Source organism: Bradyrhizobium denitrificans, assembly GCF_013179005.1.
GTDB classification, from domain to species: Bacteria; Pseudomonadota; Alphaproteobacteria; order Rhizobiales; family Xanthobacteraceae; genus Bradyrhizobium; species Bradyrhizobium denitrificans.
The window spans coordinates 1-25,254 of sequence record NZ_JABFDP010000018.1 but is presented as its reverse complement, the minus strand read 5'-3'; the positions used below and the strand labels follow the sequence as shown (position 1 = coordinate 25,254).

Here is a 25,254-nt window from a genome sequence, read left to right as displayed (position 1 = left end):
AGCCGATGTGACGCTCGAGCAGCTCAGGATCTTCGTTGCGGTGGCGACGCGCGAGCACGTCACCCAGGCGGCGCGCGAGCTCCATCTGACCCAGTCGGCGACGTCGGCGGCGGTCGCTGCGCTGGAGGCGCGCTACCAGACCAGGCTGTTCGATCGCGTCGGCCGCCGCATCGTGCTGACGGCGGCCGGCAAGGCGTTTCTGGTCGAAGCCAAAGCCGTACTGGCGCGCGCTGCCGCAGCCGAGACCGTGCTCGACGACCTCGCCGGCCTGAAGCGCGGACGGCTGGCGCTGGCAGCGAGCCAGACCATCGCCGGCTATTGGCTGCCGGCCTTCATTCACCGTTTCCACGACGCGCATCCGGCGATCACGCTGGGGCTGTCGATCGGCAACACCGAGCAGGTCGCGGCCCAGGTGCGGGACGGCTCAGCCGATCTGGGATTCGTCGAGGGCGATATCGACGATCCCTTGCTCGCCGCGCAACCGGTCGCGGAGGACGAGATGGTGCTGGTCGGGCCGGCCGGCCATCCGCTGTGCCGGGCAGCGTCCCTCACGGTCGGCGATCTGAAGGCGGCCCGATGGGTGCTGCGCGAGCAAGGCTCGGGCACCCGCGCCGTGCTCGAAGCCGCGCTCGGCCGGTTCGGCATCACGCCGGCGCAGCTCGATATCGCGTTCGATCTGCCCTCCAACGAGGCGGTGCGGGGCGCCGTCGAGGCCGGTGCCGGCGTCACGGTGCTGTCGCGCCTCGTGGTGATGCGGGCCGTGACGGCGGGCCTGCTCGCCATTGCCAACATTGAGCTGCCCAAGCGGCACTTCTACAGCCTGCGTCACAAGCAGCACCACCAGACCCAGGCCGCGCGCGAATTCCTGCGCATGGTGAGCGCGGCGGGTTGATCGGGGCACGTCAGCGCGAGCGCAGCGACGGCTGATAGGCTAGCGCTTCCCCAGCGATGCGAGCGCCTCTCGCGCGGCGCGCTCACCGCTGTCGCGGGCGCCATGGGCGGTGGAGAAGAAATCCGGCGGCGTGGCCTCGCCGGCAAAGAACAGGCGATCGTCGACCGGGGCCGCCAGCACCGCGCGCTTGCCGGCATGGCCGGGCAGCGCGTGCGAATAGGCGCCGCGCGCGAACGGGTCGGCGCCCCAGCGCGACTCGGCGAGCGGCTTGAGGCTCTTGCGGATGTCATGGCCGAGCAGCGCCACGACGTCGTCGATCGCCTGCGCCGCCAGCGCGCCCGCGCCGGCTGCCTCGATCTCACGGGCGAAGCTGCCGCCGTAGAAACCCTCGATGCAGGGCTGACCGAACGGGCGCAGCTGGAAGCTGCCGACGCGCGCGGTGTGGCTGCGGCCCCGCATGCCGGAATCTTTCGGCAGGTGCTCCCAGCCGTCGAGTGCCAGCGTCACCTTGTTATCGAGGCCGAGCGGCAGGCCGGCAGCCGCTTCGACCTTCGCGGGTAGCGGTGGCCTGAAGCGGATCGCCTCGTCGGCGATGAGATTGGTCGGCACCGTGACGATGACCTTGTCGGCGGTCAGGGTGCCCTGCGAGGTCGTGAGGCGGATGCGCGTGTCGCCATGATCGATCAGGGTCACGTTGCAGTTCAGCGCGATCGGCAGGCCGGCGCCGTAGGCGGCGACGAGGGCTCCATAGCCGCGGCGGATGCGCCAGTTCACCTCGGTGTCCGCATACGCCTCGAAGTCGAGCAGCGACATCTGCTCCAGCTCGCAGCCGTTCAGATAGGTGCAGATCGCATCGATCATGCCGTTCCAGCGATTGCCCGGCTCGAGATAGTCGCTCGCGGGGGCATCGTGGCCGCGCGCGGCGGCTTCCGCCGTGCGGGTGAAGAACGCCTCCAGCGCGCCGATGAACTCCGCGCGCTCTTCGCGCGGGAACGCGGCCTCATAGGCCTGGTCGCGCCACGGCGGACGGGACTTGTCGATGGTGAAGGAAAGCTGCTCGGCGATCGCCACGAACGCGTTGCGGTCCGCGGAATGCAACCAGCCGCAGCCGAGGTCGAAGGTGACGTCAGGCGAGGCCATGATGGTGTGGGCCCGTCCGCCGATGCGGTCGCGGGCCTCCAGCACGATGCAGGAGACGCCCCTGCCCTGCAGCGCATGCGCCGCACCGAGGCCGGCCGCGCCGGCCCCGATGATGGCAATGTCGATCGACGATGGGAGGCTGCTCATGAGGCGAATCCACCTCGTTGGCGTGGGCAGTCAAATCGCCGCACAAGGCGGTGTCATCACCCGGAAAGCAGGTGATCCAGTCCGCCGAGACGGTTATGTGACCCCGACGGGCCGCGGCGTACTGGATGCCCCGCCTCCGCGGGGCATGACGGCGGAGTGTGTGGAGGCGCTGCCTCTCGCAACGCCCGCGAGGTGTGAAGGCCGTGGCCGTCTTACGCCACCGCCTCCTTCTGCTTCTCGGCGCGCTTGCGCTCGTTGGGATCGAGATGCTTCTTGCGCAGGCGGATCGACTTCGGCGTGACCTCGACGAGCTCGTCGTCCTCGATATAGGCCAGCGCCTTTTCAAGCGTCATCTTGATCGGCGGGGTCAGGCGTACCGCTTCGTCCTTCGACGTCGTGCGGATGTTGGTGAGCTGCTTGCCCTTCAGAACGTTGATCTCGAGATCATTGTCGCGGGTGTGCTCGCCGACGATCATGCCGCGATAGACCTTCCAGCCCGGCTCGATCATCATCGGGCCGCGGTCTTCCAGCTTGAACATGGCGTAGGCCACCGCCTCGCCCTGGTCGTTGGAGATCAGGACGCCGTTGCGGCGGCCCTGGATCTCGCCCTTGTAGGGCGCGTAGTTGTGGAACAGGCGGTTCATGATCGCGGTGCCGCGGGTGTCGGTCAGCAGTTCGCCCTGATAGCCGATCAGGCCGCGGGTCGGTGCGTAGAACACCAGGCGCTGGCGGTTGCCGCCGGATGGCTTCATCTCGATCAACTCGGCGCGGCGTTCGCTCATCTTCTGCACGACGACGCCGGAATGCTCCTCGTCGACGTCGATCACGACCTCCTCGATCGGCTCCAGGGTCTGGCCGGTCGCCGGATCCTTCTGGAACACGACGCGCGGACGCGACACCGACAGCTCGAAGCCCTCGCGGCGCATGGTCTCGATCAGGATCGCGAGCTGCAATTCGCCGCGGCCGGACACTTCCATCGCGTCCTTGTCCTCGGCCTCGCGGACACGCAGGGCGACGTTGCCCTCGGCCTCGCGCAGCAGGCGGTCGCGGATCATGCGGCTGGTGACCTTGTCGCCCTCGGTGCCGGCCAGCGGCGAGTTGTTGACGATGAAGGACATCGACACGGTCGGCGGATCGATCGGCTGCGCCGGCAGCGGCGTCTCCACCGAGGGATCGCAGAAGGTGTCGGCGACGGTGCCCTTGGTCAGGCCCGCGATGGCGACGATGTCGCCGGCCTCGGCGTCATCGAGCGGCGTGCGCTCGAGGCCGCGGAACGCCAAGATCTTCGTAATACGCCCCTGCTCGATCATCTTGCCATCGGCGGCCAGCACCTTGACCTGCTGGTTCGGCTTGAGCGTGCCGGAGGTGATGCGGCCGGTGATGATGCGGCCGAGATAGGGATTGGCCTCGATGATGGTGCCGATCATGCGGAACGGCCCCTCCTCGGTCTTCGGCGGCGGGACGTGGCGCAGCACCAGCTCGAACAAGGGCTCCATGCCACGGTCCTGCGGACCTTCCGGGCTGTCGGCCATCCAGCCCTGCTTGGCCGAGCCGTACAGGATCGGAAAGTCGAGCTGCTCCTCGCTGGCGTCGAGCGCGGCGAACAGGTCGAACACCTCGTTGATGACCTCGGTCGGGCGGGCGTCGGGACGGTCGACCTTGTTGATGACCACGATCGGCTTGAGGCCGACCTTGAGCGCCTTGGAGACCACGAACTTGGTCTGCGGCAGCGGGCCCTCGGCGGCGTCGACCAGCACCAGCGCGCCATCCACCATGTTCAGGATGCGCTCGACCTCGCCGCCGAAATCGGCGTGGCCGGGGGTGTCGACGATGTTGATGCGGGTGTCCTTCCACTGCACCGAGGCGGCCTTGGCCAGGATGGTGATGCCGCGCTCGCGCTCCAGATCGTTGGAGTCCATGGCACGCTCGGCGACCTTCTGGTTCTCGCGGAAGGTACCTGATTGCTGCAGGAGGCGGTCGACGAGCGTGGTCTTGCCGTGGTCGACGTGGGCGATGATGGCGATGTTGCGAAGATTCATGGTTGGTGTCTTCTAAGCTTTCTCAAGAGCCCGTGCTCTGTCCCCGGCGGGGCGCGCGCTTTGTTATAGTCGAATCAAGCTGTTAGCTTTGCGACGCGCGCTCGCGAAACTCGTTCGGCGGCAGGGACCGGCAGCCCCAAATAGGAAACCCGGCCAATGGACCGGGCAGACCTCACGCGTTGCGGCGCAATATAGGCGAAAAACGCCAAAAAACAATGACTGCTTTCAGGAATCAGAAGCGGGTCCGGGTGACTCGGCCGGCGGATCGGCTGACGCTTCGGCCAGCCAGCGCTGCCGGGCCGCCCGGACGTAGAGGATCCCGATCACCCCGGCGGGCAGGCAGCCCGACCGGGAGCAGCACGGACGGCATCTGGTTGATCCAATACAGCCGGCTGAAGCCGTAGACGGCGAGAAAGAGGCCGGGAATCACCAGCACGATCCCGGTCGCCATCAGCGGGCCGGCGAGACCGGCGGGCCGTGCGGCGACCCACCACAGCGCGGCAACGCCGACAGCGCCCAGGGTGAAGCCCGTCAGCAGCGGGCTGGGATCGCCGATATGCGTGATCGAGCCCATGGCGCTCAGCCCGAACAGCATCGAACAGGCCCCCGGCAGCAGCAGCACGACACCGGCAATCAGCATGACGCTCGGCAGACAGCCGCTCGCGGCCTCCGGGCGGCCAGGGGTCGTGGGGCGCAATCGGTGGTGCGCAGACAGCATCAGCACGGCGCCGACGATCGACGCGGCCAAGCCCTCGAGGAAGAAGCCGAAGTACCCGCCCATGTGCCAGCGAACGAAGAAGGCGAAGTAGATCGCCGCGTACAGCCCCCACGCGATCAGCGCCAGGCTGCAGACCATGATCAACGGATTCAGGCAGCCTTTGCCGCGCGGCCGGTCTTCGTCCGGAATGCCCTCGGGCGGTCCCTTCCAGCGCTCCTTCGGCAGCGGCGGCATGGCACGATCGGCTTGCGATTCAGGACGTTCCGGCGAGGTCATGTGACCGGCCTCAGCCCCAGCGGCGGTGCACCGCCAGCACAATCATCACGAGTCCCGTAACGGCCATGCCGGCCAGGATCGCGCCGGGGCCGAGCAAGCCGCCGAACTCGTTCCACTCGCGGCGCATCAGCGCCATCACGCAGCCGAACGGAAACATCAAGGCGAGCCCGCCGAGGATCGCCCCCAGCGTCGCCACCAGGCCGGCAGGCTCTTGCGCCCGACGCACGTCCTCCAGGAAGGGCGACAGCGGCGGACGGCGGTTGAACGGATCATCATCCATGGCGGCGCGGAATCATTCGTCGAATGCCGAAGAAGACGAGCAGCAGGCCGATCGCGGCTGCCCAGAACAGGAGACCCTTGATGACATTTTCGGGACTCGGCTCACGCAACTCCATCACGAAGCATAGCAAGCCCGGCGCGAACAGCACCAGTCCGACGAGCAGCATCAGGATCGACAGGACGACCCCGCGCCACAGGCGGTCCGGGCTGCTCCTGCGGCGTCATGAACGGCTCCGCCCGCGCCTGACCGCCAGGATGATCAACACGACGCCGGCGATGGCCGCGCCGACGAACAGCAGTCCGATCGGATCGACGAGGTCGTTGCGCGTGATCTGGTTGGGAAAGATGACCAGGACGCAAGCCATGGGAAACAGCAGGATGAGGCCGGCAATGACCGCGAGCGCCGTCAGACAGCCGGAGCGCGCCTGCTGAGGCGGAAGTTCGGGGGGAAGGATCGGTCGATCAATCATGGCTGCGCGAAATCATGAGACGGACTGCAAAGAACACCATGCGTGCGCTCACCGCCGCCACGCCGTTATGATCAGCAAAATGCCGCCCGCGCCGACCGCCAGGCCGGCGACGACCCACGCCGTCAACTCCGCTGGCCAGTTCTTCTCCTGCAAGCCGAGATAACCGAAGACCACGGCGCAGGCGCCCGGCAGCAGCAGGATGACGCCAACCACGAACAGGACCGCCGTCAGGCAGCCGCTGCGCAGCTCACGCGGCTGCTCGGATGCAGGCGGGGGCGGACTCTTTTTCTCCGGCTCGCTCACGCCTGTTCACCCTTCGCCAGCCGGGCTCGGATGCCGTCGATGGCGCCGTTGCGATAGAACAGATTGTAGGTGTCGAACGGGATGATCTCGCCGCGCTCGGTGACGAAATGGATGCAGGAGCGTTTGACGTTGCCGACGCAGAAATTGAAGCGGTCGAGAAACTGCACGATGGTGACGCGGAAGACGTGCTCGTAGCCGAGATTGTCGGGCACCTGCACGGATGGCAAACAGCAGAGGAATTCGGCGACGCGCTCGCTGGTATTGAGCGGCCCCGACGACAGCGAGAACAGCTCGACGAATTTGTCACGCAGCACCGGATATTTTTCCGGACTGATCGTGTTCGGCATCACCGACAGCAGCTCCTCCTGCGGCACCATCGCGGTGAGGGGCAGCACGGTTGTGCCGTTGCGCAGGCCATAACCGATCGAGATGCTCTCGGGATTGCAGGGCAGCGGGATCATGTCCTGCTCGCCGAACACGCCGGTCTCGACGACGCGGCGGCGGATCTCCGACAGCATGATGCGATCGGTGTCCTTGTCGAAGTCGGCATTGCGGCCGGCGTCCTGCACCGGCTGCAAGGTGACGCCGCGCACGCAGCGCCATTCCAAGGCATGACGCACGATGTCGACGATCTCGTCGTCATTGACCCCGCGCTTGATGGTCGCGACCAGCGTGGTCGAGATGCCCTGATGTTCGAGGTTCTCCAGCGCCTGCTGGCGGATGCGGCGCAAATCGGCGCCGCGAATGTTCGTGAGACCGGCGCGCGACAGCGAGTCGAACTGCAGATAGACCTCGAGCCCACGCTTGGTCTCCGCGAGCTTCGCGACGAAGTCCGGCTCGCGCGCGATGCGCAGGCCGTTGGTGTTGATCATGACGTGACGGATCGGCCGCGCGCGCACGGCGGCGAGGATGTCGAAGAAATCAGGATGCAAGGTCGGCTCGCCGCCGGAGATCTGCACCAAGTCCGGCTCGCCCTCGCTTTTCACCAGCGCGTCCAGCATCCGCTCGATCGTGGCGAGCGGCGTGAAATGCGAGCGCTGCGGCGAGGATTCGGCGAAACACACCGGGCAGGTCAGGTTGCAGTGATCGGTGATCTCGATCAGCGCCAGGCAGGAATGCTGCTCGTGGTCCGGGCACAGGCCGCAATCATAGGGGCAGCCATATTCGGTGCGGCGCTGGAAACTGAGCGGCGTATCGCCCGGCTTGATGAACGCCTTGCAGCGCCGCCAATAGGCGGCGTCATCGGAGACCAGCGTCGACTGCACGCCGTGCGCCTTGCAGCGCTTCTCGTACCAGACCTCGTTGTCCTGGATCTGGATCTTGGTCGGCACCAGCGCGAGGCAGGTCTCGCACAGGGATTGGGTCTGTCCCCAGAACACATAGGGGCGTGACTTACGCAGCGGCGCGTTCATGCGTGACCTTCGATTGCGGCGCGGTTGCCAGCATCGCCAAAGCGTAGGCCGCAATGGCGAGCGACAGCAGGTGAAACAAGGTGAAGGGGCCGACGACCGGCCCGTATGGCTTGAGGAATTCCCAGACGAAGCGCTGCAGGCCGTAGACCAGAAGCGCGAGATAGAAGCCGCTGGTGATCACCGCCGCATTCCGCCTGATCACCGCGACGATATAGGCGGCGGCAAAGCTGGCCATCGCGAGACTCTCATAGAGCTGCACCGGATGGCGCTGGATGCCGTCGCCGAAATCATGGCCCCAGGGCAGAGCCGTCGGCGTGCCGTAGGTGAAATCGTCGAGCCCGGCCGCAAAGCAGCCGATCCGCCCGACGGCGACCCCGACCGCGAGCGGCAGCGCAAAGCGCGCCCCGGTGCGCAAGGTGATGCCGTGGCGCCATTTGTAGAGTTCGACCGCGATAATGCCGCCGGCGAGCGCGCCCTCGACCGAGCGCGCCAGCCCGGCCATGCCGGAGAGCCACAGGTTCAGCGTGCCGAACAGATACGCGCCGAGCCCGGCGCCGAATACGAGCGCGGCGATATAGGGCCATTCGGTCGACTGCCTGGGAAAGCTCACGCCGCCAAAGCGCGCGAGCCACCAGCCGGCGGCCGCCGCGCTGAGCCAGGCAGCGACGTCGAAGATCGCGTGGAGAACGGCGCCGTCCATGCCTGCCCTGAGGACTTCCCAAATCCGGTTGCATCCGGACTATGACAAGTTCCAGCAGGCTAAGGCAATGCTGGGATCGGATCAGCCCGTCGCGGCCTGCTCGGTCGGATAGACGCCGCGGAGAACCTCCTCGAAATGGGTTTTCACGGCCTCGTTGCACAGGCAGGAGCGCTGTTTCAGGGCGTCAAAGTCACGCACCATGAAGGCGCCGCGCCGCGTGTCCAGAATGCCTTCGGCGCGGAAGGTCTGGACGACACGGCTGACATAGCTGCGGCCGACACCGAGCAAGGTCGCCAGTTGCTCATGGGTCAGCGGCACAATCGGCTCGCCATCCGTGCGGTCCATCGCCGCGACGATCCACTTCGCCGTGCGCTGCTCGATCGAATGGATGGCGTTGCAGGCGGTCGACTGAAACACCTGCGCCAGCATGCAATCGGCATAGCGGGCGAACACGTTGCGCAGCGTCTTCGATTGCAGCTTGGCGGCGGCGAGTCGCGACAGCGGCAGCCGCGCAAAGGGACCGCCGAACTTGACGACGATGCGCGTGTAGGCAGGCAGGAAGCCTTCACTGACGATGCCGCCCACTGCGCCCTCGCGTCCCACCAGGATGGTTTCGACGTCGCGACCGTCCTCGTTCGCCACCAGATAGGACGTGAGCGCCGGCCCGCATGGGAAATGCACGATCTGAACGTCGTCGCCGGGACGGTAGAGCAGATCATTCGGCGCCGCTTCGTCCTCGACCAGATGTGGCGCGATCAGCGCGTAATCGGCCGGGCTCAAGCGTCGCAGCAGATTGTTGTAGGGCCGCTCTCGCGACAGCGTCGTCACACCTTGGTTCAGCATCATCGTTCCCCGCGCCATACGCATGTGCGTGATCCCCGCCCCTTGTGTTCACAAGTGCACCGACACAGGAACTCTGATATGCTGCCTTCGGTTCCAGGAACCCGCCGGCGCGCTTACAAGGAGGCGCCGGGCAGCGGGGCCTTCACCCGGAACCCCGCAGATCATGACAAGCTCGCAGTCCAGCGTGCCCGAGCACTATCAGGACGTGCTGGTCGTCGAAGACGACCCGATCATTGCGCTCGGCCTCGAAGACACGATTACGGATCTTGGCATTACCGTCATCAGAGTTGCGGCCAATGTCGCCAGCGCTCTCGCCATGATCGAGGAGCGCGCACCGCAATTCGCGCTGCTCGATGTCGGCCTCGTGCGCGAAAAGAGCTTCGCGATTGCCGAGCGGCTGACAACGCTCGGCATTCCCTTCGCATTCTCGACCGGCTACGGCGCCGACCGCGTGCCGGCGGCGTTCGCCGACCGGCCGCGGCTGCCGAAACCGTGTCCGACCGAAGCGCTGGAGGCGGTGCTGCGGCGGCAGGCTTAGCTGCCGCCGCAGCACTTTGCTGCGTGTTTCGAGTGCGGCCGCCAGCTCAGCCGAGCTTCGGGTCGAGGGTCGTCGACCACAGCGCGACGTCGGCGCGATCGCGCAGGGTCACGGTCATCTGCCCGGTCTCGCCCTCGATCTTGACGTGCCCGAAGAACTGCATGCCGGCTGACGGCGGCAGGTTCTGCTTGTCGAGACCCGGCGCCTTGATGAAGCGCACCTCGGGGCCGAAAGTGTTGTCGAGCTCGTTCGGGCCGAACGTGCCGGCATGCAGCGGGCCCGAGACAAACTCCCAGAACGGCTCGAAGTCCTGGAACTGCGCCTTGTTCGGATCATAGTAATGCGCGGCGGCGTAGTGCACGTCCGCCGTCAGCCACACCGTGTTCTGGATCGGCGCGGTCTTGATGAAGCGCAGGATCTCGGCGATCTCCAGCTCGCGCCCGCGCGCCGGACCGTCGCCCTGCGCAATCGCCTCAGAGCCCTTCTTGTTGGCCGCGTCGTCATAGACGATCAGGCTGAGCGGCATGTCGGAGGCGATCACCTTCCAGGTCGCGCGCGAGTTCAGCAGCGCCTGCTTCAGCCAGCGCATCTGCTCGGGCCCGATGAAATAGGACGACGGGCCATATTTGTCCTCGAGGTTCGGGCCGTTGGCGCCGCGATAGCTGCGCTCGTCGAGCACGAAGACGTCGAGATGCGGGCCGTAATTGATGGTGCGATAGACCCGGCCAGGCTCGGCGATGCTCTCGCGCATCGGATACATCTCGTGGAAGGCGCGGGCCGCGCGCGCGGCGAGCAGCTGGATGTTGCGCTCCTTGTAGGCCGCCGGCAGCTCCTTGGAGGCCGACCAGTTGTTGGTCACCTCGTGATCGTCCCACTGCACGAAGATCGGCACCTCGGCATTGAAGGCGCGGACGTTCTCGTCGAGGAAGTTATACTTATGAGCCGCCCGGAATTCGTCGAGCGTCTCGGCGACCTTGGCCTTCTCTTCCACCGTCAGGTTTTTCCAGACCTTGTTGTCCGGCAGCTTGACCTCGGACTTGATCGGACCGTCGGCATAGATCGTGTCGCCGGAATGGAGGAAGAAGTCGGGCCGGTGCTTCTTCATGGTGGCGAAGGTGAACATGCCGCCATCGTCGGGATTGATGCCCCATCCTTGTCCTGCCACGTCGCCGCCCCAGACGAACGAGACGTCGCGCTTGTTGCCGGGCGCGGTGCGGAAGCGCCCGACCACCGCCTCGCTCTCGACGGCGCTGTGCGAGAGGTCGCGGAATTTGACGCGGTAGAAGATGTCCTGGCCGCTCGGGAGGTTCTCCAGCAGCATCTTGGCGGTGAAATCGCTTTCGGGCAGCGCCGCGATCGGCGGCAGGCTGCGCGCGTTCTTGAACGACTCTGTCGTCGCGACCTCGACCAGCATTTGCGACGGGCGGTCGGCACGGGCCCAGACCACGCCGCCATCCATGCTGACGTCGCCGGACTGGACACCATGCGTGATCTGCGGCCGGTCGGCGGCGCGGCTCAGATAGGGCATCGACAGCGTCGTGACGCCGGCGGCAGCTGCCGTCGAGAGGAATCGGCGGCGGGACAGCCTGGACAGCTGCGGGCGCGAAAGGTGAATGGTCATGCGAATCTCCTGCTTGGATGGCGCGTGCAATCGGCGCCGCCACCACCACGGCAGGCCTAGAAAAGATTGGTGACGCTGGAATAACACGGCCATGCCGAGCACATCGGGATACCGTTCACAGGCGAGGACCGTTGGGGAACGGGCGGGCTCAGGTGCCGGCGGCGCGCAATTGCGCGCCGGTGCGCTGCAGATTGGCGGGCATGCTCATCAGGATCAGCTTGCGATCGGCGACCGCGTTGTGGAACTGCTCCAGCGCAATGTTGAACGCAGTGAGAGCGGCATGCTCGATCGCGCCATCCTCGAAGCAGGTCAGCGTATTGCGCAGGATCTCGTCGGCCTCACCTTGCAGCTGATCGAGCTCCTCGGTCGAATCGCTCTTGCGTGCGATCGTGATCATCTCCAGCAACCGGTCGCGCAGCGAGCTGTTGATCGTACGTTCGTCCCGCTTGAGATAGCCGGCGAACCAGGCGCCCGCCGAGCCCATCGCCGAAAGTGTCATCAGCCCCCACCAGATATAGTCGCTGTAGCGGTCCAGGAAGGTCTTCTCCTCACCGTCGACGAATGCCGCGGCACCGGGATGGGCGGGAATCGCGGCGTCCTTGTCGGTGTCGGGGGTCTCGATCTTGGCGGCCAGCGGGAACTCCGACATCAGCTGCTGCCGCACCGAAAACAATTGGCGGGCGAATGTCGACACCGTCGAATCCGACAGGCCCTTCCGCGCCACGATGTGGTGATTGAAGCTGATGGTCTTGACTTCGTCCTCCGGCCGGTCCGGCGAGCCGCCGAAGGCGCCCGCCGGGATTTCGGTCGCTTCGTATTCCGGATGGTTCTGCGCAATCGCCTCGGCGGAGTCGATCGCCAGGAAGGTCGGCACGCCACCATCCTTGGTCGCGGCGGCGATGGCATCCGCGGTGATCTTGCTGTTGATCGGTCCGGCCGCGAGATAGACATCCGCCTTCTGGTTGCGCACCGCCTCGGCCGCCTCCGAAATCGGAAATTGTACGATGTCGACCTTGCTGGCATCGACGCCGTATTGATGCAGGACGATCTTCAGCAGGTTCACATTTGCCGGGGTCCGCCCGATGATGCCGACCTTGTGCCCGGGCAATTGCGAGATCTTGGTGATCTTGGCGCCGCTCTTGCGTCCCTTGCCCTTGGCCACAGGCGGCACCCAAAGCACGGCGACGTTCTTGCGCAAGGTCGCGACGGCCTGGGCATTCTTCGGCACTTCGAGGTCGCCGCGCACGATCGCGAGATCGACCTTGGCGGCAGCGAGCGCCTGCGCGCTCTCGGCCGCGCCTTCGGTCGGCACGGGACGAAGCCGCACCGCGGCATGCGATTGCGAGAAGGCTTGGGTCAGGGCTTGAACGACCTTGAGGTCGTCACTGTTCGGGGGACCCACCGCGATCTTCAAGGTTACCGGCCGCATCGCGAAATAGTAGGCACCCGCCAGCGCGCCGACGATCGCGAGGATCCCGGCGATGACGATGAACACGGCAGGGCGCATTTGCGAGCGCTGCGCTGGCGTGGTCTGTGGGTCTACCAGGTCCGGTCCTCCGGTCATCCGACGGCTCGGAAGCGGCGCCACGCGCAGCGCCGCCTGCCCTCGTTCTTCTCTAAAGGTAGACTGTAGCAAATTTCTTGTCCGCCCAGGGTGACATCTGCGTCATGGTTACCGGAGCCGAAGTGGCCCGATCATCGGGGCAGTTCCATGACCCGGCGAGATTGGCCGGGTGAGAGCTGTCTTTTGGGCGATGTGGCGCAATCATCGGGACGGCTGCAGACTACGGTCCCGTAAAGGTCCGGGTGCGGCACAAGGGCGCGGGCCATCCACGAGGTGAATGGGAGGTTGACATGGTGGAACGATTATCGGCTGAGGCACGGCGCGACGCGCTGCGACGACTTTCCGGCTGGTCCGAGCTGGACGGCCGCGACGCGATCACCCGCAGCTTCACGTTCCGGGACTTCAACGAAGCGTTCGGCTTCATGACGCGGGTCGCGCTCATCGCCGAGAAGCGCGATCACCACCCCGAATGGCGCAACGTCTACCGCACGGTCGACGTCGTGCTCTCGACGCATGATGCCGGAGGCGTGACCCTGCTCGATGTCGAGCTCGCCGAAGCCATGGATGCGATCGCCGCGTCGATGGCCTGAATCCGGTCCGCCCCGGCGACTTGCGGCAGCATTGGCCATCCCCACATGTGCCGGGGATCGCGCTCCATGGCGCCATCCGGAACCTGGAGATGACACATGGCGTCGGATACGACCGACTACAGCGTGGGTTTCGAGCCTGCCGACCGGCTGGCGCAGGACCGCGACACTGTGCGCCGGCGGTTCTGGGTCAAGTTCAAGCAGGTCGTTGCCCGGCTGCCCTTCGCCGAGGATCTGCTTGCCGCGTATTACTGCGCCTTCGACAAGGAGACGCCGCGGCACGTCCAGGCCGCGCTGCTCGGCGCCATCGCCTATTTCATCCTGCCGTTCGATTTTCTGCCCGACGTGATGCCTGTTCTCGGCTTCACCGATGACGCGGCCGTGCTCGCCACGGCCATCCGCATGGTGGCCTCGCACATCACACCGGACCATCGCGCTGCCGCGCGCGATGCACTTGCGCGGCTCGCTGCGAAGCATGATCCGGATGCAGAAGCTGACGCCGGTTGATGCCGGCTGGCCTTGGATGGCCACGGTCATCGTCTGGACTGCTGAACAAAAAGCCCCGCTATGCGGCGGGGCTTTTCATTTGCTTCAGGACTGAGCCGAGATCAGCCGCTCAGCGCTGTCCCCGAGCCTGGGCGCGGGCGCTGCCGGTCTTTTCGGCCTCCCAGGCCTGATACTGCTTGAACAGGGCTTCCCGCTCGGCGTCGCTCTGGAGGTTCTTGCCGGCGTTGCTCTGCTTCAGAAAGTCGTCGAAGCGATCGCGCTGGGCGCCTTCCATCGCGTGGCTCTCGAGCCATTTGCTCGCCGAGGGAAGACGCTGCCAGCCCGCGAGCGGCGCCGAGAGCGAGACTTCCTTCCACTTCGGATGGAAGGGCGGATTCTGGAACGCCGGAAACTTGGTGAAGAACGCATCGACGAAGGTCGCGAGCTTGCGATAACGATCGGTGTTCGGCGCCCAATTATAGGCCGCGAGCACCGCCGGCACTGCGATCGTATCCACCTTTTCGCCCTCGGCGATCAGGTTCGGATAGTCCTTCGCGGTCAAGGTCGCCGGGAGATAGTCGTTCTGCAGCGGCCGGTCGTAATCCACATTGACGAGATGGAAGCGGCCGTCATTCACGAAGTTGCTGACCGATTTGTAGGGCTTGCCGCCGACGACGATGACGGCGTCGAGCTCGCCGCGCTTCAGCTTCTCCATCGCGATGCGCTGCTCGATATAGAGGAAGTTCGCCCGCAGGCCGAGCCGTTCGAACACGGTCAGCGCGGTCACGAAGGTGCCGCCATTGGGCAGGTCGACGCTGACACGGCGGCCTTCGAGGTCACGCAGATTGCGCACCGCACGCGGCGCGATCACCTGCATCTCCTCATTGTAGAGCTTGGTGACGTAGGTGAACTGCTTCTTGATGTCCTTGGCGAAGCCCTTGCGCTCCAGATAGTCCAGCGTGTCGGCGCGGACGACGCCGAGGTCGACACCCTGCAGGAACAGGATGTCGGCCACGCTCTGTACCGAGCCGCGACCGACGATCGGCAGAACGCGCAGATTGTTGCCGTCATCCAGCAGGGAGGCGAGGTCGGCGCCGAACTGCACATAGGTGCCGCCGATCGTGCCGGTGATCAGCGTCACCGTGTTGGCGTTCAACGCCTGCTTGGTCTGCACCGAGCCGAACTGGAAGATCGCCTTCAGGCTGTCGCTGACCTTGGCGGGATCGAATTCGCTCTCCTCGGCATGGGCAGAAAAACCGAGCGCGAGGACGATGGCGGCAACGGCCGCTCCAAAAAGACGTCGCATGTATCCCCCTTCATCAAGTCGGGCACATGATCGCTCACCGGAACGCGGACGGCACCGTGTCAAAGCGGGCGCCGAGGATTGGTTCGAAGATCATGTCTGAAAGCAAAAAACCAAACACGGCGGCAACGGCCGCCATGTGCGCTCAATTCTGCAGCTGGTCGAGGCGCCTTTGCGCTTCGGAGGAGCCGAGCTGGGCGGCCCTGCGATACCAATTGCGGGCGGCCGTCGGATCGGCATTGATGTTGCGGATGTCCTTCGTTCCGAGCACATGCGGATCATAGGTCTGCGCCAGCATCAGTGCCGCCGCCGGCTCCTGTGCTTCGGCGGCACGCTCGAGCAGCAGGCGGGCGGACGGAATGTCGCCTGCCGCGAGCAGCCCCTTGGCGCGCTTCATGATGCCGGCCAGCTCATCCGGCTCCAGCCGCCGCGTCTGCACCGGCGGAGGAGCCGCCGTCACCGCGCCAAGACCCGGCGCCACGATCGCAGCTCCGGCACCGGGGGACGTGATGGAGGACGGCGCCATGGCCGAGGGCCCGGCCGGCGCGGCAGCGGCGTTGGGTGCAGCAGGCGCAGGCTGAGTGACGACGCGATTCTGCAGCGCAGTCTGATACGCGTTGGCGATATCGTCCCGGCTCGGCGCGACGGCCGCTGTCTGCACCGGGGAGGCCGCGGCGGATACTTCCGGCGGCAGCCGGGCCGGCTCATTCAGCTGCATATCACGGGCGGTCAGCTGGGTGCCGCTGGGCTGAGGAGGCGCGGTGGGATCAGGGGTGCTGCCGATGATCGAAGCCTTGGCGGTGGCGATGAGGTCGCGGGTCGCATCCGACGTCACCAGCGCGAACAGCATGGCGACGCCGGCCGCGGCAAGAACCGCCAACAGAATGCGCGACGAGATCGACGTGCGGCGCGCCCGCGCCGGCCACTGCTCCTCGAACTGCGTGCTCTCGATGGGATGGCCGCTCTCATATTCGGAGAGGAACATCGGCATCGACTCGTCGGCCGGATAATTATCCTGGGCCGACCTGCCGAAACGATAGGTCCGATTGCGCTCAGGCGGCGGATCGTCAGGAAAAGGACCAAATCCAGATTCAGGTTGGTTCCTGTCCTCGAAACGTCCGCGGGTCGTCCGCTCAGCCATGGCCTTCTTCCCCATCTCACGTCACGCAACACACGTGCGGTCTCAAGCTCGTCAGAAGCTCGAGACCGTTACGATTGTTAGAGGCACCCCACTGCCACCAACTAATTGACTAATTGAATCCGACTAAAAGTGGACAAGAGCTGGCGTGATTCTGGGTAAATTATGATCTCATTGTGGCGAGCTGATCGGATTATTGCCCCGCGCAACGTGTGATAATCAAGAGGCAACAACGACTAATCACCCGAATTTACCGTGCCACAATTTGCCTTGGTTGCATTAACCAAAACACGCTCGTTTTTAGTTTTTCGTCACCAGGTTGCAGCCGTCTGGCGGCAGATGTGGCGTAGCCGGCTCTGGTTGGTATCAGAAGATTGCTGCAGGACGATCATTCCGCACCGAAGTTCGTTGATCGCCCACGATGGCCAGCGAGCGATCAGGACGTATCAAATTAGGTCCGAAATGCAGCGCGCCGGCCACAGGGCCGGCGCTTTTTGACCGCGCATGACAACGCACGCCCCTCAACCAGGGCAGGCGATTCTCACGGCGTCACGGATGCAGGATCACCTTGCCCATGGCCTGCCGCCCGGCGAGGACCTTGAGGGCATCGGCCGTCTGCGCCAGTGGGAAGGTCCGATCGACATGCGACGACAGCTTGCCTTCCGCCGTCCACTGCACGAGCTTCTCGAGATTGGCGCGGTTCTTTTCCGGATTGAGCCGTGTCCATGCGCCCCAGAACACGCCGCGGATGTCGCAGCCCTTCAACAGCGCGAGGTTGAGCGGCATCTTCGGAATGTCACCGGCGGCAAAGCCGATCACGAGGAAGCGGCCTTCCCAGGCGATCGAACGCAACGCCGCTTCGGCGTAAGTCCCGCCGACCGGATCGAAGATGATGTCGGCGCCCTTGCCATCGGTCAGGCGGCGCAGGCCTTCCTTCAGATCTTCCTTGGCGTAGTTCAAGGTCAGCGTCGCGCCATGCTGCCGCGCGAATTCGAGCTTCTCGTCTGACGACGCGCAGGCGATGACCTTCAGCCCCATCAGCTTGCCGAGCTCACAGGCCGCAAGACCAGTGCCCCCTGCAGCGCCGAGCACCGCGAGCGTCTCGCCGGGCTTGGGGCTGGCGCGATCCTCCAGCGCATGCAGCGCCGTTCCGTAGATGATGATGATGCCGGCGGCGCGGTCGAAATCGAGATTGTCGGGGATCTTGACGATCGCGGCGGCGGGCAGCGCGATCTTCTGGCGGGCACCGTTATGTCCGCAGGACGCCACCACACGGTCGCCGGCCTTCAGATCGGTCACGCCTTCGCCGACGCTCTCGATGACACCCGCGACCTCCGCGCCCGGAGAGAACGGGAACGGCGGCTTCATCTGGTACTTGCCCTGGATCATCAGGATGTCGAAGAAGTTCAGCGCCGCAGCCTTGATCGCAATCACGGCCTCCCCGGGGCCAGCCACCGGATCCGGCAGGTCCGCGAGGACGAGATCATCGGGCTGACAGAATTGCGAACAGAGAATGGCTTTCATGGGCGCTCCTTGGCTGTTGTCCGGGCCGGGCCCGGCTTTTGGAACGTCATGCCGGATTTGCACCCCCGCGACAATCGCCATGACGTGGGCATCACACGACGAGCAGCGACAAATACCGCCACTCGGAACAAAGACGCTCCGATGAGCGTCGAAGCCACGATCACCCGCTGTGACGATGATCGCGAGCTTGCTGCGCGACCGACGCGCGCGGCCATCGATCCGGCTTTGCAAACGATGCGTTTAGCCGCTATCCCTCGCCGCAGCCGGTCGGCGATTCCGGGCCATTATGCAGTCACATTATTGGTCGAACGAAATCGCAGGGGAACTTAGCTTCATCATGTTTTTATTGCGATTGTCGACAGTGCTGGCGGCCGGCGTACTCGTGCTCGGCGGGCCGTCCCTGGCTTCGGCCCAGACGGCAGCACCCAAGGCCGGAGCCAAGGCTGCGGCGCCACAGCCGAAAGCCTCGCCCAAGACCGAGGCGAAACCGACGGTCCCGAACATTGGCGGCGTGGAACCGACGCTGATCGGCCAGTTCGGCGGATGGGGCGCCTATACGGCCGCGCCGGGTGGCAAGAAGGTCTGCTTTGCCCTTGCCAAGCCCGCCTCGTCGAAAACCAATCCGGCCAATCGACCGCGCGATCCAGCCTATGCCTTCGTCTCGACCCGGCCGGCCGAAAAGGTGATCAACGAGGTCTCGATCATGATCGGCTACGCGCTGAAGCCAGGCTCCGAGGCAACGCTGGACGTCGGCGGTGCCTCTTATGCCATGTACACCCAGGGTGACGGGCTCTGGATCAAGAATGCGGCCGAGGAAGAGCGCATGGTGGATGCGATGCGCAAGGCCCCCGAGGCCGTGGTCAAGGGCGTGTCGGCCAAGGGGACCGAGACCACCGACGTGTTCTCGCTGAAGGGCCTGGCCCAGGCGCTCGATCGCATCGCCCAGGACTGCCGCCGCTAGGTCAGGTCACACCTTTACCGCCCTGTCTTGCCGGTCGCATTTGCCGGCCGGATCGTTATATAAGGCCACGAAAGCCTTCGGCCGCAGCGGCCGGGCAGCATTTTGGGCCCCTGGACATGGCAAGGACTGCCGGGCTGCGCGAACCCGCCGCGCCCCTCGAAAAGACCCCGCTCGAAACCTACGTGCCGCCGGCGAAGCCGTCGCTGATCGGGTTGTCGCGCGCGGAGCTGGCGGCCCGGCTCGGCGACGTCGGCGTTCCCGAGCGGCAGCAGAAGATGCGGGTGCAGCAGCTGTGGCACTGGATCTACTTCCGCGGCGCCAGATCGTTCGACGAGATGAGCTCGGTGTCGAAGGATACGCGCACCGCGCTGGCCGAGCGCTTCACGGTCGACCGCCCCGAGGTGGTGGCCGAGCAGATCTCCAATGACGGCACCCGCAAATGGCTGCTGCGGCTGCCGAGCGGCGACGATCTGCAGAAGGCGCATGAGGTCGAATGCGTCTACATTCCGGAGACCGACCGCGGCACCTTGTGCGTCTCCTCCCAGGTCGGCTGCACGCTGAACTGCGCCTTCTGCCATACCGGCACGCAGCGGCTGGTGCGCAATCTCACCGCGGGCGAGATCGTCGGCCAGGTCATGGTGGCGCGCGACCGGCTCAACGATTGGGCGGATCGCGAGACGCCGCACGGCAATCGCCTGATCACCAATATCGTCATGATGGGGATGGGCGAGCCGCTGTACAATTTCGACGCGGTGCGCGATGCGCTGCTGATCGTGTCCGACAATGAAGGCATCGGCATCTCCCGCCGCCGCATCACGCTGTCGACGTCGGGCGTGGTGCCGAACATCAAGCGCGCCGGCGAGGAAATCGGCGTGATGCTCGCGATCTCGCTGCATGCGGTGCGCGACGAGCTGCGCAACGAGCTGGTCCCGCTCAACCGCAAATATCCGATTGCCGAGCTGCTGCAGGCCTGCCGCGACTATCCAGGCGCCTCGAATGCCCGCCGCATCACCTTCGAATATGTGATGCTCAAGGGCGTCAACGATTCGCTCGACGATGCCAGGCTGCTGGTCAAGCTGCTCAAGGGCATTCCAGCCAAGATCAACCTGATCCCGTTCAATCCCTGGCCGGGCTCTGCCTATGAATGTTCGGATTGGGAGCAGATCGAGAAATTCTCGGAATACGTCTTCAACGCCGGCTACTCCTCGCCGGTGCGCACGCCGCGCGGCCGCGACATCCTCGCCGCCTGCGGCCAGCTGAAGTCGGAGACCGAGAAGCTGTCGGCGCGCGAGCGCCAGGCGCTGCGCGCGATGGCGATGACGGATTAGTCGTGATTCTCGCCTCTATCGGCAAGCAGCATCGTCATGCACGGGCTTGACCCGGGCATCCATCACGTCTGCCAACGACTGTGAGATGGATGGCCGGGTCAGGTCCGGCCATGACAAGTGGAGAAAGCGGGGCCGCGATTGACCAACATGGGTGTCATGCGATGGCGCTGATCGGCCGGCTCGTCGTGATCGCGTTCGCGTTCCTGGTCGCGTGCTTTGTCGCGGGACTGGTCGTCGTGACCGCCATCCTGTTCCCCGAACGATCAGATCTCGGCATCGCCCCGATCGACCAGAGCGCGTTCCAGATCGTCATCGGCTTCGGCTTCATCTTCGTATCCGGCTTCGCCTTGATCCCGGCGATGCTGATCGCCCTCATCACCGAGGCGTTGTCGATCCGCAGCGTACTCGCTTATGCGATCGGCGGCGGTCTGGTCGGCGCGGCCTGTTATCTCGGCTTGATTCCGTTCGATCCGGAGACGTTTCGCTTCGACAGCATCGACCACCGTCAGTTCGAAATCCTGAGCGGAGCCGGTATCCTCGGCGGCCTCGTCTACTGGCTGATCGCGGGACGCAATGCCGGCCGCTGGCGCGAGCCGCCGCCCGCGTTTCCGTCACCGCCGCCGCTGCCGTCGGGATCGCCGCGGTGATGGCCGGTCTTTCCAAGGCCACGCGCTTTCGCTAAACCGCGCGCCATGAACCGCACCGGCCTCTTCATCGCATTGTCGCTCGCGCTCGTCATCGGCGTGCTGTTCGGCGTCTACCCTGAGCTCGACCTCAAGCTGGCGGCGCTGTTCTATGATCCGCACACGCGCAGCTTCCCCTTGAAGCTGGACGGCTACGCCGCTTTCGCGCGGGACGCGGCAATGTGGGTCGCCTGGGGCCTCGCCTTGCCCTCGCTCGTCGCGCTGGTGGCCAAGCTGATCCGGCCCGACCGGCCGCTGCTCATCAAGGGCCGCACCGTTGCATTCCTGCTGCTGACCCTGTCGCTGTCAGCGATCGTTATCACCAACCTCGCGTTCAAATCCTATTGGGGCCGACCGCGGCCGGTCGTCGTCACGGAGTTCGGCGGCGACATGCAGTTCGTACCGTGGTGGGATCCGCGCGGCGGCTGCGGCCGCAACTGCTCGTTCTTCTCCGGCGAGGGCGCCACAGCGTTCTGGACGCTGGCCCCGGCCGCGCTGACGCCACCCGCGGTCCGGCCGATCGCTTACGGCGCCGCCGTGCTGTTCGGCCTCGCCACCTCCGTGCTGCGCATGGCGTTCGGCGGCCACTTCTTCACCGACGTCGCCGCCGCCGGTCTCGTCACCTTCCTCGTGATCTGGCTGACGCATGGCTACATCTACCGCTGGCCGTCGACACGCCTGACCGACGCCGGCATCGATGCCGCATTGACGCGGTTCGCCTGGCCGGGCTTCCGGCTGATGCGCCGGCTGTTTCGCTCCCGCCGCCGGACCGCGGGGGCCAACCCCGCGGCCTGAGCGCGATTAATCGCGTGCCCAAGGCGACGAAATCTGTTATTCGCCGCCGAATTTCGCAACGAAACCGTCACCACCACCCGGTTGAACTCCACATGACCACGATCCTGAAGGGCCTGCCCAAGGGCGAGAAAGTCGGCATTGCCTTCTCCGGCGGGCTCGACACCAGCGCAGCATTGCTCTGGATGAAGCAGAAGGGCGCGCGCTGCTTCGCCTACACCGCCAATCTCGGCCAGCCCGACGAATCGGATTATGACGAGATCCCGCGCAAGGCGATGAGCTTCGGCGCCGAGAAGGCGCGGCTGGTCGATTGCCGCACCCAGCTGGTGCATGAGGGTATCGCCGCGATCCAGTCCGGCGCCTTCCACATCTCGACCGGCGGCGCGACCTATTTCAACACGACACCGCTCGGCCGCGCCGTGACCGGCACCATGCTGGTCGCCGCGATGAAGGAGGACGGCGTCAACATCTGGGGCGACGGCTCGACCTACAAGGGCAACGACATCGAGCGGTTCTACCGCTACGGCCTGCTCACCAATCCGAACCTCAAGATCTACAAGCCTTGGCTCGACCAGCAGTTCATCGACGAGCTCGGCGGCCGCGCCGAGATGTCGGCGTTCCTCACCGCCAACGGCTTCGACTACAAGATGAGCGCCGAGAAGGCGTATTCGACCGACAGCAATCTGCTCGGCGCCACCCACGAAGCCAAGGACCTCGAGAACCTCAATAGCGGCATCCGGATCGTCAACCCGATCATGGGCGTGCCGTTCTGGCGCGAGGACTGCGTCGTCAAGCCCGAGACCGTCGTGGTGCGCTTCGAGGAAGGCCAGCCGGTGGCGCTGAATGGCCAGACCTTCACCGATCCTGTAGCGCTGTTCCTGGAGGCCAATGCGATCGGCGGCCGCCACGGTCTCGGCATGTGCGACCAGATCGAAAACCGCATCATCGAGGCCAAGAGCCGCGGCATCTACGAGGCGCCGGGCATGGCGCTCTTGCACATCGCCTATGAGCGGCTGCTGACCGGCATCCATAACGAGGATACGATCGAGCAGTATCGCATCAACGGCCTGCGTCTCGGACGCCTGCTCTATCAGGGCCGCTGGTTCGACTCGCAGGCGCTGATGCTGCGCGAGACCGCGCAGCGCTGGGTGGCCAGCGCCATCACCGGCGAGGTAACCCTGGAGCTGCGCCGCGGCAACGACTATTCGCTGCTCAACACCGAGAGCCCGAACCTGACCTATCAGCCGGAGCGGCTGAGCATGGAAAAGGTCGAGGATGCCGCCTTCACGCCCGCCGACCGCATCGGCCAGCTGACGATGCGCAATCTCGACATCACCGACACCCGCACCAAGCTGAAGCTCTATTCGGAGACCGGCCTGTTGACGGGGTCGGAAGGCGCGCAGATCTTCCAGCTCGGCCACGACAAGGGCTGAGCAAAAGCTGCTGGCTGAGACGCGCACGACATTCACCGGTGTCCCTGAGAACGCAGGGACCCGTAACCACCTGCAGATCTCGTAACAGACGGTCGTAGCTCCAGCCGGCGCAAAACTTGATCCGGTGAGCGTGGGTCCCCGCCTCGCGGCGACGACACAGAACACCACCAAACGGATTGCCACCAACAAAAATGGCCGGGATCGCTCCCGGCCATTTTCATTTTTGCCTCGGTCGCGGCGCCTCAGCGCGGCGGCGCGATGCCCGGGGGCGGCGGCGGCAGCGCGGCCTGGCCGCCATTCAGCAGCGGCGTGATGCGGCGGACCGTGACGCGGCGGTTGATGCGGCTCGGTCCCTGCGTCTGCTCCTTGAGGTACTGCTCGCCATAACCCTGTGACGTCAGGTTCTCGGCGGGAACGCCGAATTGCTGGGTCAGCAAGGTCGCGACCGATTCGGCACGGCGGTCCGAGAGCGACAGATTGTCGGTCTCGTTGCCGACCGCATCGGTATGGCCCTCGATCAGGAAGACCTCGCGCGGGTTGCGCTGGATTGCCTGGTTGAGGCCGTCGGCGATGACCTGAAGCTTCGCCACTTGATCAGGGCCGATCTCCCACGATCCCGTCTCGAAGGTGATCGTGTTGAGATCGATCGACGGCATCAGCTGTCGCACCGACGGCGAGTAGCGGACTTCATCGAGCGAGTAGCGGCGCTGGACGCGCTCCACGGGCGGCGCGACCAACGTGTCGTAGATGACATCCGGCGGCGCCTCCTCGGCGTCGACGATGTAGCGGTTGTAGGGGATGCGGATCTCCGGCGGCGGCAGATCCACATAGAAGCCGCCGACCGCCTGGGGATCGCGGTAGGTGTTGTCGATGATGATGATCTCGCGGCCGCCGATGTCGCGGCGGATACGGCGCAGCAGCCGGCCGTCGGGCGCGGTGATTGTCACGATCTGGCTGCCGTCCGGGCGGATCACCACGGTGCGGGTCTCGCCGCGGTCCTCCCGCATCACGCGGATGTCGCGGGCGCCGTAGCGGAAGCGCTCGAGCTCGTCATGACGCACGAACTCCTGCCCGCCCGGATCGCGCACGATGACGCGGCCGGGCTCATAGATCAGGGTGCGACCACCTTCCTGGACCTCGCGGCGCTGACCGCGGAAGTCCTCGAGGCGCTGCGGTCCCACCAAGGGTGCGCCAGGCGCAATCGGCGTGAGCTGCTGGGGTGACGGTGGTGGCGGCGCGGGAATCGGAGCTGCCACCTGCGGCGGCGGCCGATTGGTCATCGCCGGCGGTCCAGCGGGCGGCACCGCACCCTGCGCACCGGCTCCGGGACCAGGTCCCGGTCCAGGCGCCGGCGTCGCTGCCGGTCCGCCGGGTCCAGGAGCGGCCGTGCCGGGACCCGGACCAGCGGCGCCGGGTCCCGCAGCAGGACCCGGTCCTGCCGCCGGCGGTGGCGTCGGTGGCGTGCCGGGACGTGGGCCGGGCGACGGCGTGCCGGGCTGCGCATTCGGGGGCGGCGTCTGTGCAGCCGGAGGCGTCGCCGGTGAAGGCGGCGTTCCGGGCCCGGGTGCGACGGTTCCGGCGGGCGGCGTCGGCGCGCCGCGCGGCGGGGGTGCCCCCTGGGGAGCACCGGGCGGCGGAGCGCCGGCACCTGGCTGTATCGGGGGCCGCTGCCCGGGGCCACCTGGAGGAGTCGGCGCCGGCGTCGGCTGCGGAGACGGCGCCGCGGACGGCGGTGGCGTGTGCGCAGGCGGTGGCGCGTTCCCCGCCGCTGGAGGCGAAGGTGGCGGTGTCACGGGTGACGGCGGCGTTCCCGGCCGCTGGTTCGGTGCCGAACTCGACGGAGGCGGCGGGGCGGGCGTGGCCGCGGGTGGCGTGGGCGGCGTTGGACGCACGGGAGCAGCCGCCGGCGGAGGCGCAGGCGGAGTCGCCGGGCGTGCCGGCTCATGCGGCGAAGCCGGGGGAGGTGCGGGAGGCGGCGGGGTGTGCACCGGCGGAGCCGCGACCGGCGGCGCGGGACGCGACGGCGGAGGCGCAGGCGGCTCGGCCCGTGAAGGCGGCGGCGCCGCATGGGGCGGCT

Annotated in this window: 25 protein-coding genes; 9 read left to right on the top strand and 16 right to left on the bottom strand. The window is 66.1% G+C overall.

Annotation, left to right across the window (positions count from 1 at the left end):
* Positions 1 to 7 precede the first annotated feature (7 nt).
* Positions 8 to 892 carry a LysR family transcriptional regulator gene (locus tag HL671_RS20530; RefSeq protein ID WP_012040614.1) on the top strand — a complete coding sequence of 295 codons (885 nt, stop codon included), beginning with the start codon at positions 8 to 10 and terminating at the stop codon, positions 890 to 892.
* Between the two features lie 39 nt (positions 893 to 931).
* Here the strand turns inward: HL671_RS20530 and HL671_RS20525 are convergent, their stop codons facing one another.
* The 10 genes from HL671_RS20525 to HL671_RS20480 form a co-directional block, all read right to left on the bottom strand.
* The gene (locus HL671_RS20525) at positions 932 to 2,179 is read right to left on the bottom strand and encodes a flavin monoamine oxidase family protein (RefSeq protein WP_172238098.1); all 1,248 of its coding nucleotides are present in this window, start codon (positions 2,177 to 2,179) and stop codon (positions 932 to 934) included.
* 212 nt (positions 2,180 to 2,391) lie between these two features.
* Positions 2,392 to 4,218 (bottom strand): translational GTPase TypA, encoded by a 1,827-nt coding sequence (gene typA, locus HL671_RS20520; protein WP_172238095.1) that lies wholly within the window; start codon positions 4,216 to 4,218, stop codon positions 2,392 to 2,394.
* Between the two features lie 232 nt (positions 4,219 to 4,450).
* Positions 4,451 to 5,212, bottom strand: a complete 762-nt coding sequence (locus HL671_RS20515; protein ID WP_246705905.1) for a hypothetical protein — start codon at positions 5,210 to 5,212, stop codon at positions 4,451 to 4,453.
* A 10-nt stretch (positions 5,213 to 5,222) separates the two neighbouring features.
* The gene (locus HL671_RS20510) at positions 5,223 to 5,492 is read right to left on the bottom strand and encodes a hypothetical protein (RefSeq protein WP_246579406.1); all 270 of its coding nucleotides are present in this window, start codon (positions 5,490 to 5,492) and stop codon (positions 5,223 to 5,225) included.
* Entirely contained in the window at positions 5,485 to 5,658 is a 174-nt protein-coding gene (locus tag HL671_RS20505) for a hypothetical protein (RefSeq protein ID WP_172238092.1), read from the bottom strand. Before HL671_RS20505 ends, HL671_RS20510 begins: the two co-directional genes overlap by 8 nt.
* 54 nt (positions 5,659 to 5,712) lie before the next feature.
* Complete coding sequence (locus tag HL671_RS20500) at positions 5,713 to 5,961, bottom strand: hypothetical protein (RefSeq protein ID WP_012040608.1); 249 nt, start codon at positions 5,959 to 5,961, stop codon at positions 5,713 to 5,715.
* Between the two features lie 48 nt (positions 5,962 to 6,009).
* Positions 6,010 to 6,264, bottom strand: a complete 255-nt coding sequence (locus HL671_RS20495; RefSeq protein WP_172238089.1) for a hypothetical protein — start codon at positions 6,262 to 6,264, stop codon at positions 6,010 to 6,012.
* On the bottom strand, positions 6,261 to 7,676 hold the full coding sequence (locus tag HL671_RS20490) for a radical SAM protein (protein ID WP_172238086.1): 1,416 nt from the start codon (positions 7,674 to 7,676) through the stop codon (positions 6,261 to 6,263). Before HL671_RS20490 ends, HL671_RS20495 begins: the two co-directional genes overlap by 4 nt.
* Positions 7,657 to 8,376: a prolipoprotein diacylglyceryl transferase gene (locus tag HL671_RS20485; RefSeq protein WP_172238083.1), complete on the bottom strand. Its 720-nt coding sequence runs from the start codon at positions 8,374 to 8,376 to the stop codon at positions 7,657 to 7,659. Before HL671_RS20485 ends, HL671_RS20490 begins: the two co-directional genes overlap by 20 nt.
* An 81-nt stretch (positions 8,377 to 8,457) precedes the next feature.
* Positions 8,458 to 9,219 carry a Crp/Fnr family transcriptional regulator gene (locus tag HL671_RS20480; RefSeq protein ID WP_172238292.1) on the bottom strand — a complete coding sequence of 254 codons (762 nt, stop codon included), beginning with the start codon at positions 9,217 to 9,219 and terminating at the stop codon, positions 8,458 to 8,460.
* 163 nt (positions 9,220 to 9,382) lie between these two features.
* Between HL671_RS20480 and HL671_RS20475 the strand changes: the two genes are divergently transcribed.
* Positions 9,383 to 9,757 carry a response regulator gene (locus tag HL671_RS20475; RefSeq protein WP_172238080.1) on the top strand — a complete coding sequence of 125 codons (375 nt, stop codon included), beginning with the start codon at positions 9,383 to 9,385 and terminating at the stop codon, positions 9,755 to 9,757.
* A gap of 46 nt (positions 9,758 to 9,803) precedes the next feature.
* Here the strand turns inward: HL671_RS20475 and HL671_RS20470 are convergent, their stop codons facing one another.
* Positions 9,804 to 11,378, bottom strand: a complete 1,575-nt coding sequence (locus tag HL671_RS20470; protein WP_012040602.1) for an alkaline phosphatase D family protein — start codon at positions 11,376 to 11,378, stop codon at positions 9,804 to 9,806.
* A gap of 148 nt (positions 11,379 to 11,526) precedes the next feature.
* A complete protein-coding gene (locus HL671_RS20465; protein ID WP_012040601.1) occupies positions 11,527 to 12,873 on the bottom strand; it encodes a TAXI family TRAP transporter solute-binding subunit in 1,347 nt (448 codons plus the stop codon).
* 359 nt (positions 12,874 to 13,232) lie between these two features.
* Here HL671_RS20465 and HL671_RS20460 point away from each other — a divergent pair, with 359 nt between their 5' ends.
* Together HL671_RS20460 and HL671_RS20455 are read left to right on the top strand one after the other, a co-directional pair.
* On the top strand, positions 13,233 to 13,532 hold the full coding sequence (locus tag HL671_RS20460; RefSeq protein ID WP_172238077.1) for a 4a-hydroxytetrahydrobiopterin dehydratase: 300 nt from the start codon (positions 13,233 to 13,235) through the stop codon (positions 13,530 to 13,532).
* Positions 13,533 to 13,628: 96 nt separating this feature from the next.
* Complete coding sequence (locus HL671_RS20455) at positions 13,629 to 14,036, top strand: YkvA family protein (protein ID WP_012040599.1); 408 nt, start codon at positions 13,629 to 13,631, stop codon at positions 14,034 to 14,036.
* A 109-nt stretch (positions 14,037 to 14,145) separates the two neighbouring features.
* Here the strand turns inward: HL671_RS20455 and HL671_RS20450 are convergent, their stop codons facing one another.
* From HL671_RS20450 to HL671_RS20440, 3 genes are all read right to left on the bottom strand, one after another.
* Entirely contained in the window at positions 14,146 to 15,321 is a 1,176-nt protein-coding gene (locus HL671_RS20450) for a TAXI family TRAP transporter solute-binding subunit (RefSeq protein ID WP_012040598.1), read from the bottom strand.
* Between the two features lie 142 nt (positions 15,322 to 15,463).
* Positions 15,464 to 16,459: a hypothetical protein gene (locus HL671_RS20445; protein ID WP_012040597.1), complete on the bottom strand. Its 996-nt coding sequence runs from the start codon at positions 16,457 to 16,459 to the stop codon at positions 15,464 to 15,466.
* Positions 16,460 to 17,005: 546 nt separating this feature from the next.
* Positions 17,006 to 17,980 carry an NADPH:quinone oxidoreductase family protein gene (locus tag HL671_RS20440; RefSeq protein WP_172238075.1) on the bottom strand — a complete coding sequence of 325 codons (975 nt, stop codon included), beginning with the start codon at positions 17,978 to 17,980 and terminating at the stop codon, positions 17,006 to 17,008.
* 337 nt (positions 17,981 to 18,317) lie between these two features.
* Between HL671_RS20440 and HL671_RS20435 the strand changes: the two genes are divergently transcribed.
* From HL671_RS20435 to argG, 5 genes are all read left to right on the top strand, one after another.
* On the top strand, positions 18,318 to 18,941 hold the full coding sequence (locus tag HL671_RS20435) for an invasion associated locus B family protein (RefSeq protein ID WP_172238072.1): 624 nt from the start codon (positions 18,318 to 18,320) through the stop codon (positions 18,939 to 18,941).
* Positions 18,942 to 19,057: 116 nt separating this feature from the next.
* A complete protein-coding gene (rlmN, locus tag HL671_RS20430) occupies positions 19,058 to 20,269 on the top strand; it encodes a dual-specificity RNA methyltransferase RlmN (protein WP_172238068.1) in 1,212 nt (403 codons plus the stop codon).
* 161 nt (positions 20,270 to 20,430) lie between these two features.
* A complete protein-coding gene (locus HL671_RS20425) occupies positions 20,431 to 20,916 on the top strand; it encodes a hypothetical protein (RefSeq protein ID WP_172238065.1) in 486 nt (161 codons plus the stop codon).
* 45 nt (positions 20,917 to 20,961) lie between these two features.
* Positions 20,962 to 21,747 (top strand): phosphatase PAP2 family protein, encoded by a 786-nt coding sequence (locus HL671_RS20420; RefSeq protein ID WP_172238062.1) that lies wholly within the window; start codon positions 20,962 to 20,964, stop codon positions 21,745 to 21,747.
* Positions 21,748 to 21,839: 92 nt separating this feature from the next.
* On the top strand, positions 21,840 to 23,177 hold the full coding sequence (gene argG / locus HL671_RS20415) for an argininosuccinate synthase (RefSeq protein ID WP_012040591.1): 1,338 nt from the start codon (positions 21,840 to 21,842) through the stop codon (positions 23,175 to 23,177).
* Between the two features lie 242 nt (positions 23,178 to 23,419).
* Here argG and HL671_RS38405 read toward each other — a convergent pair.
* Positions 23,420 to 25,254, bottom strand: a 1,835-nt coding sequence (locus HL671_RS38405; RefSeq protein WP_246705903.1) for an OmpA family protein, incomplete at its 5' end; no start/stop codon positions are given.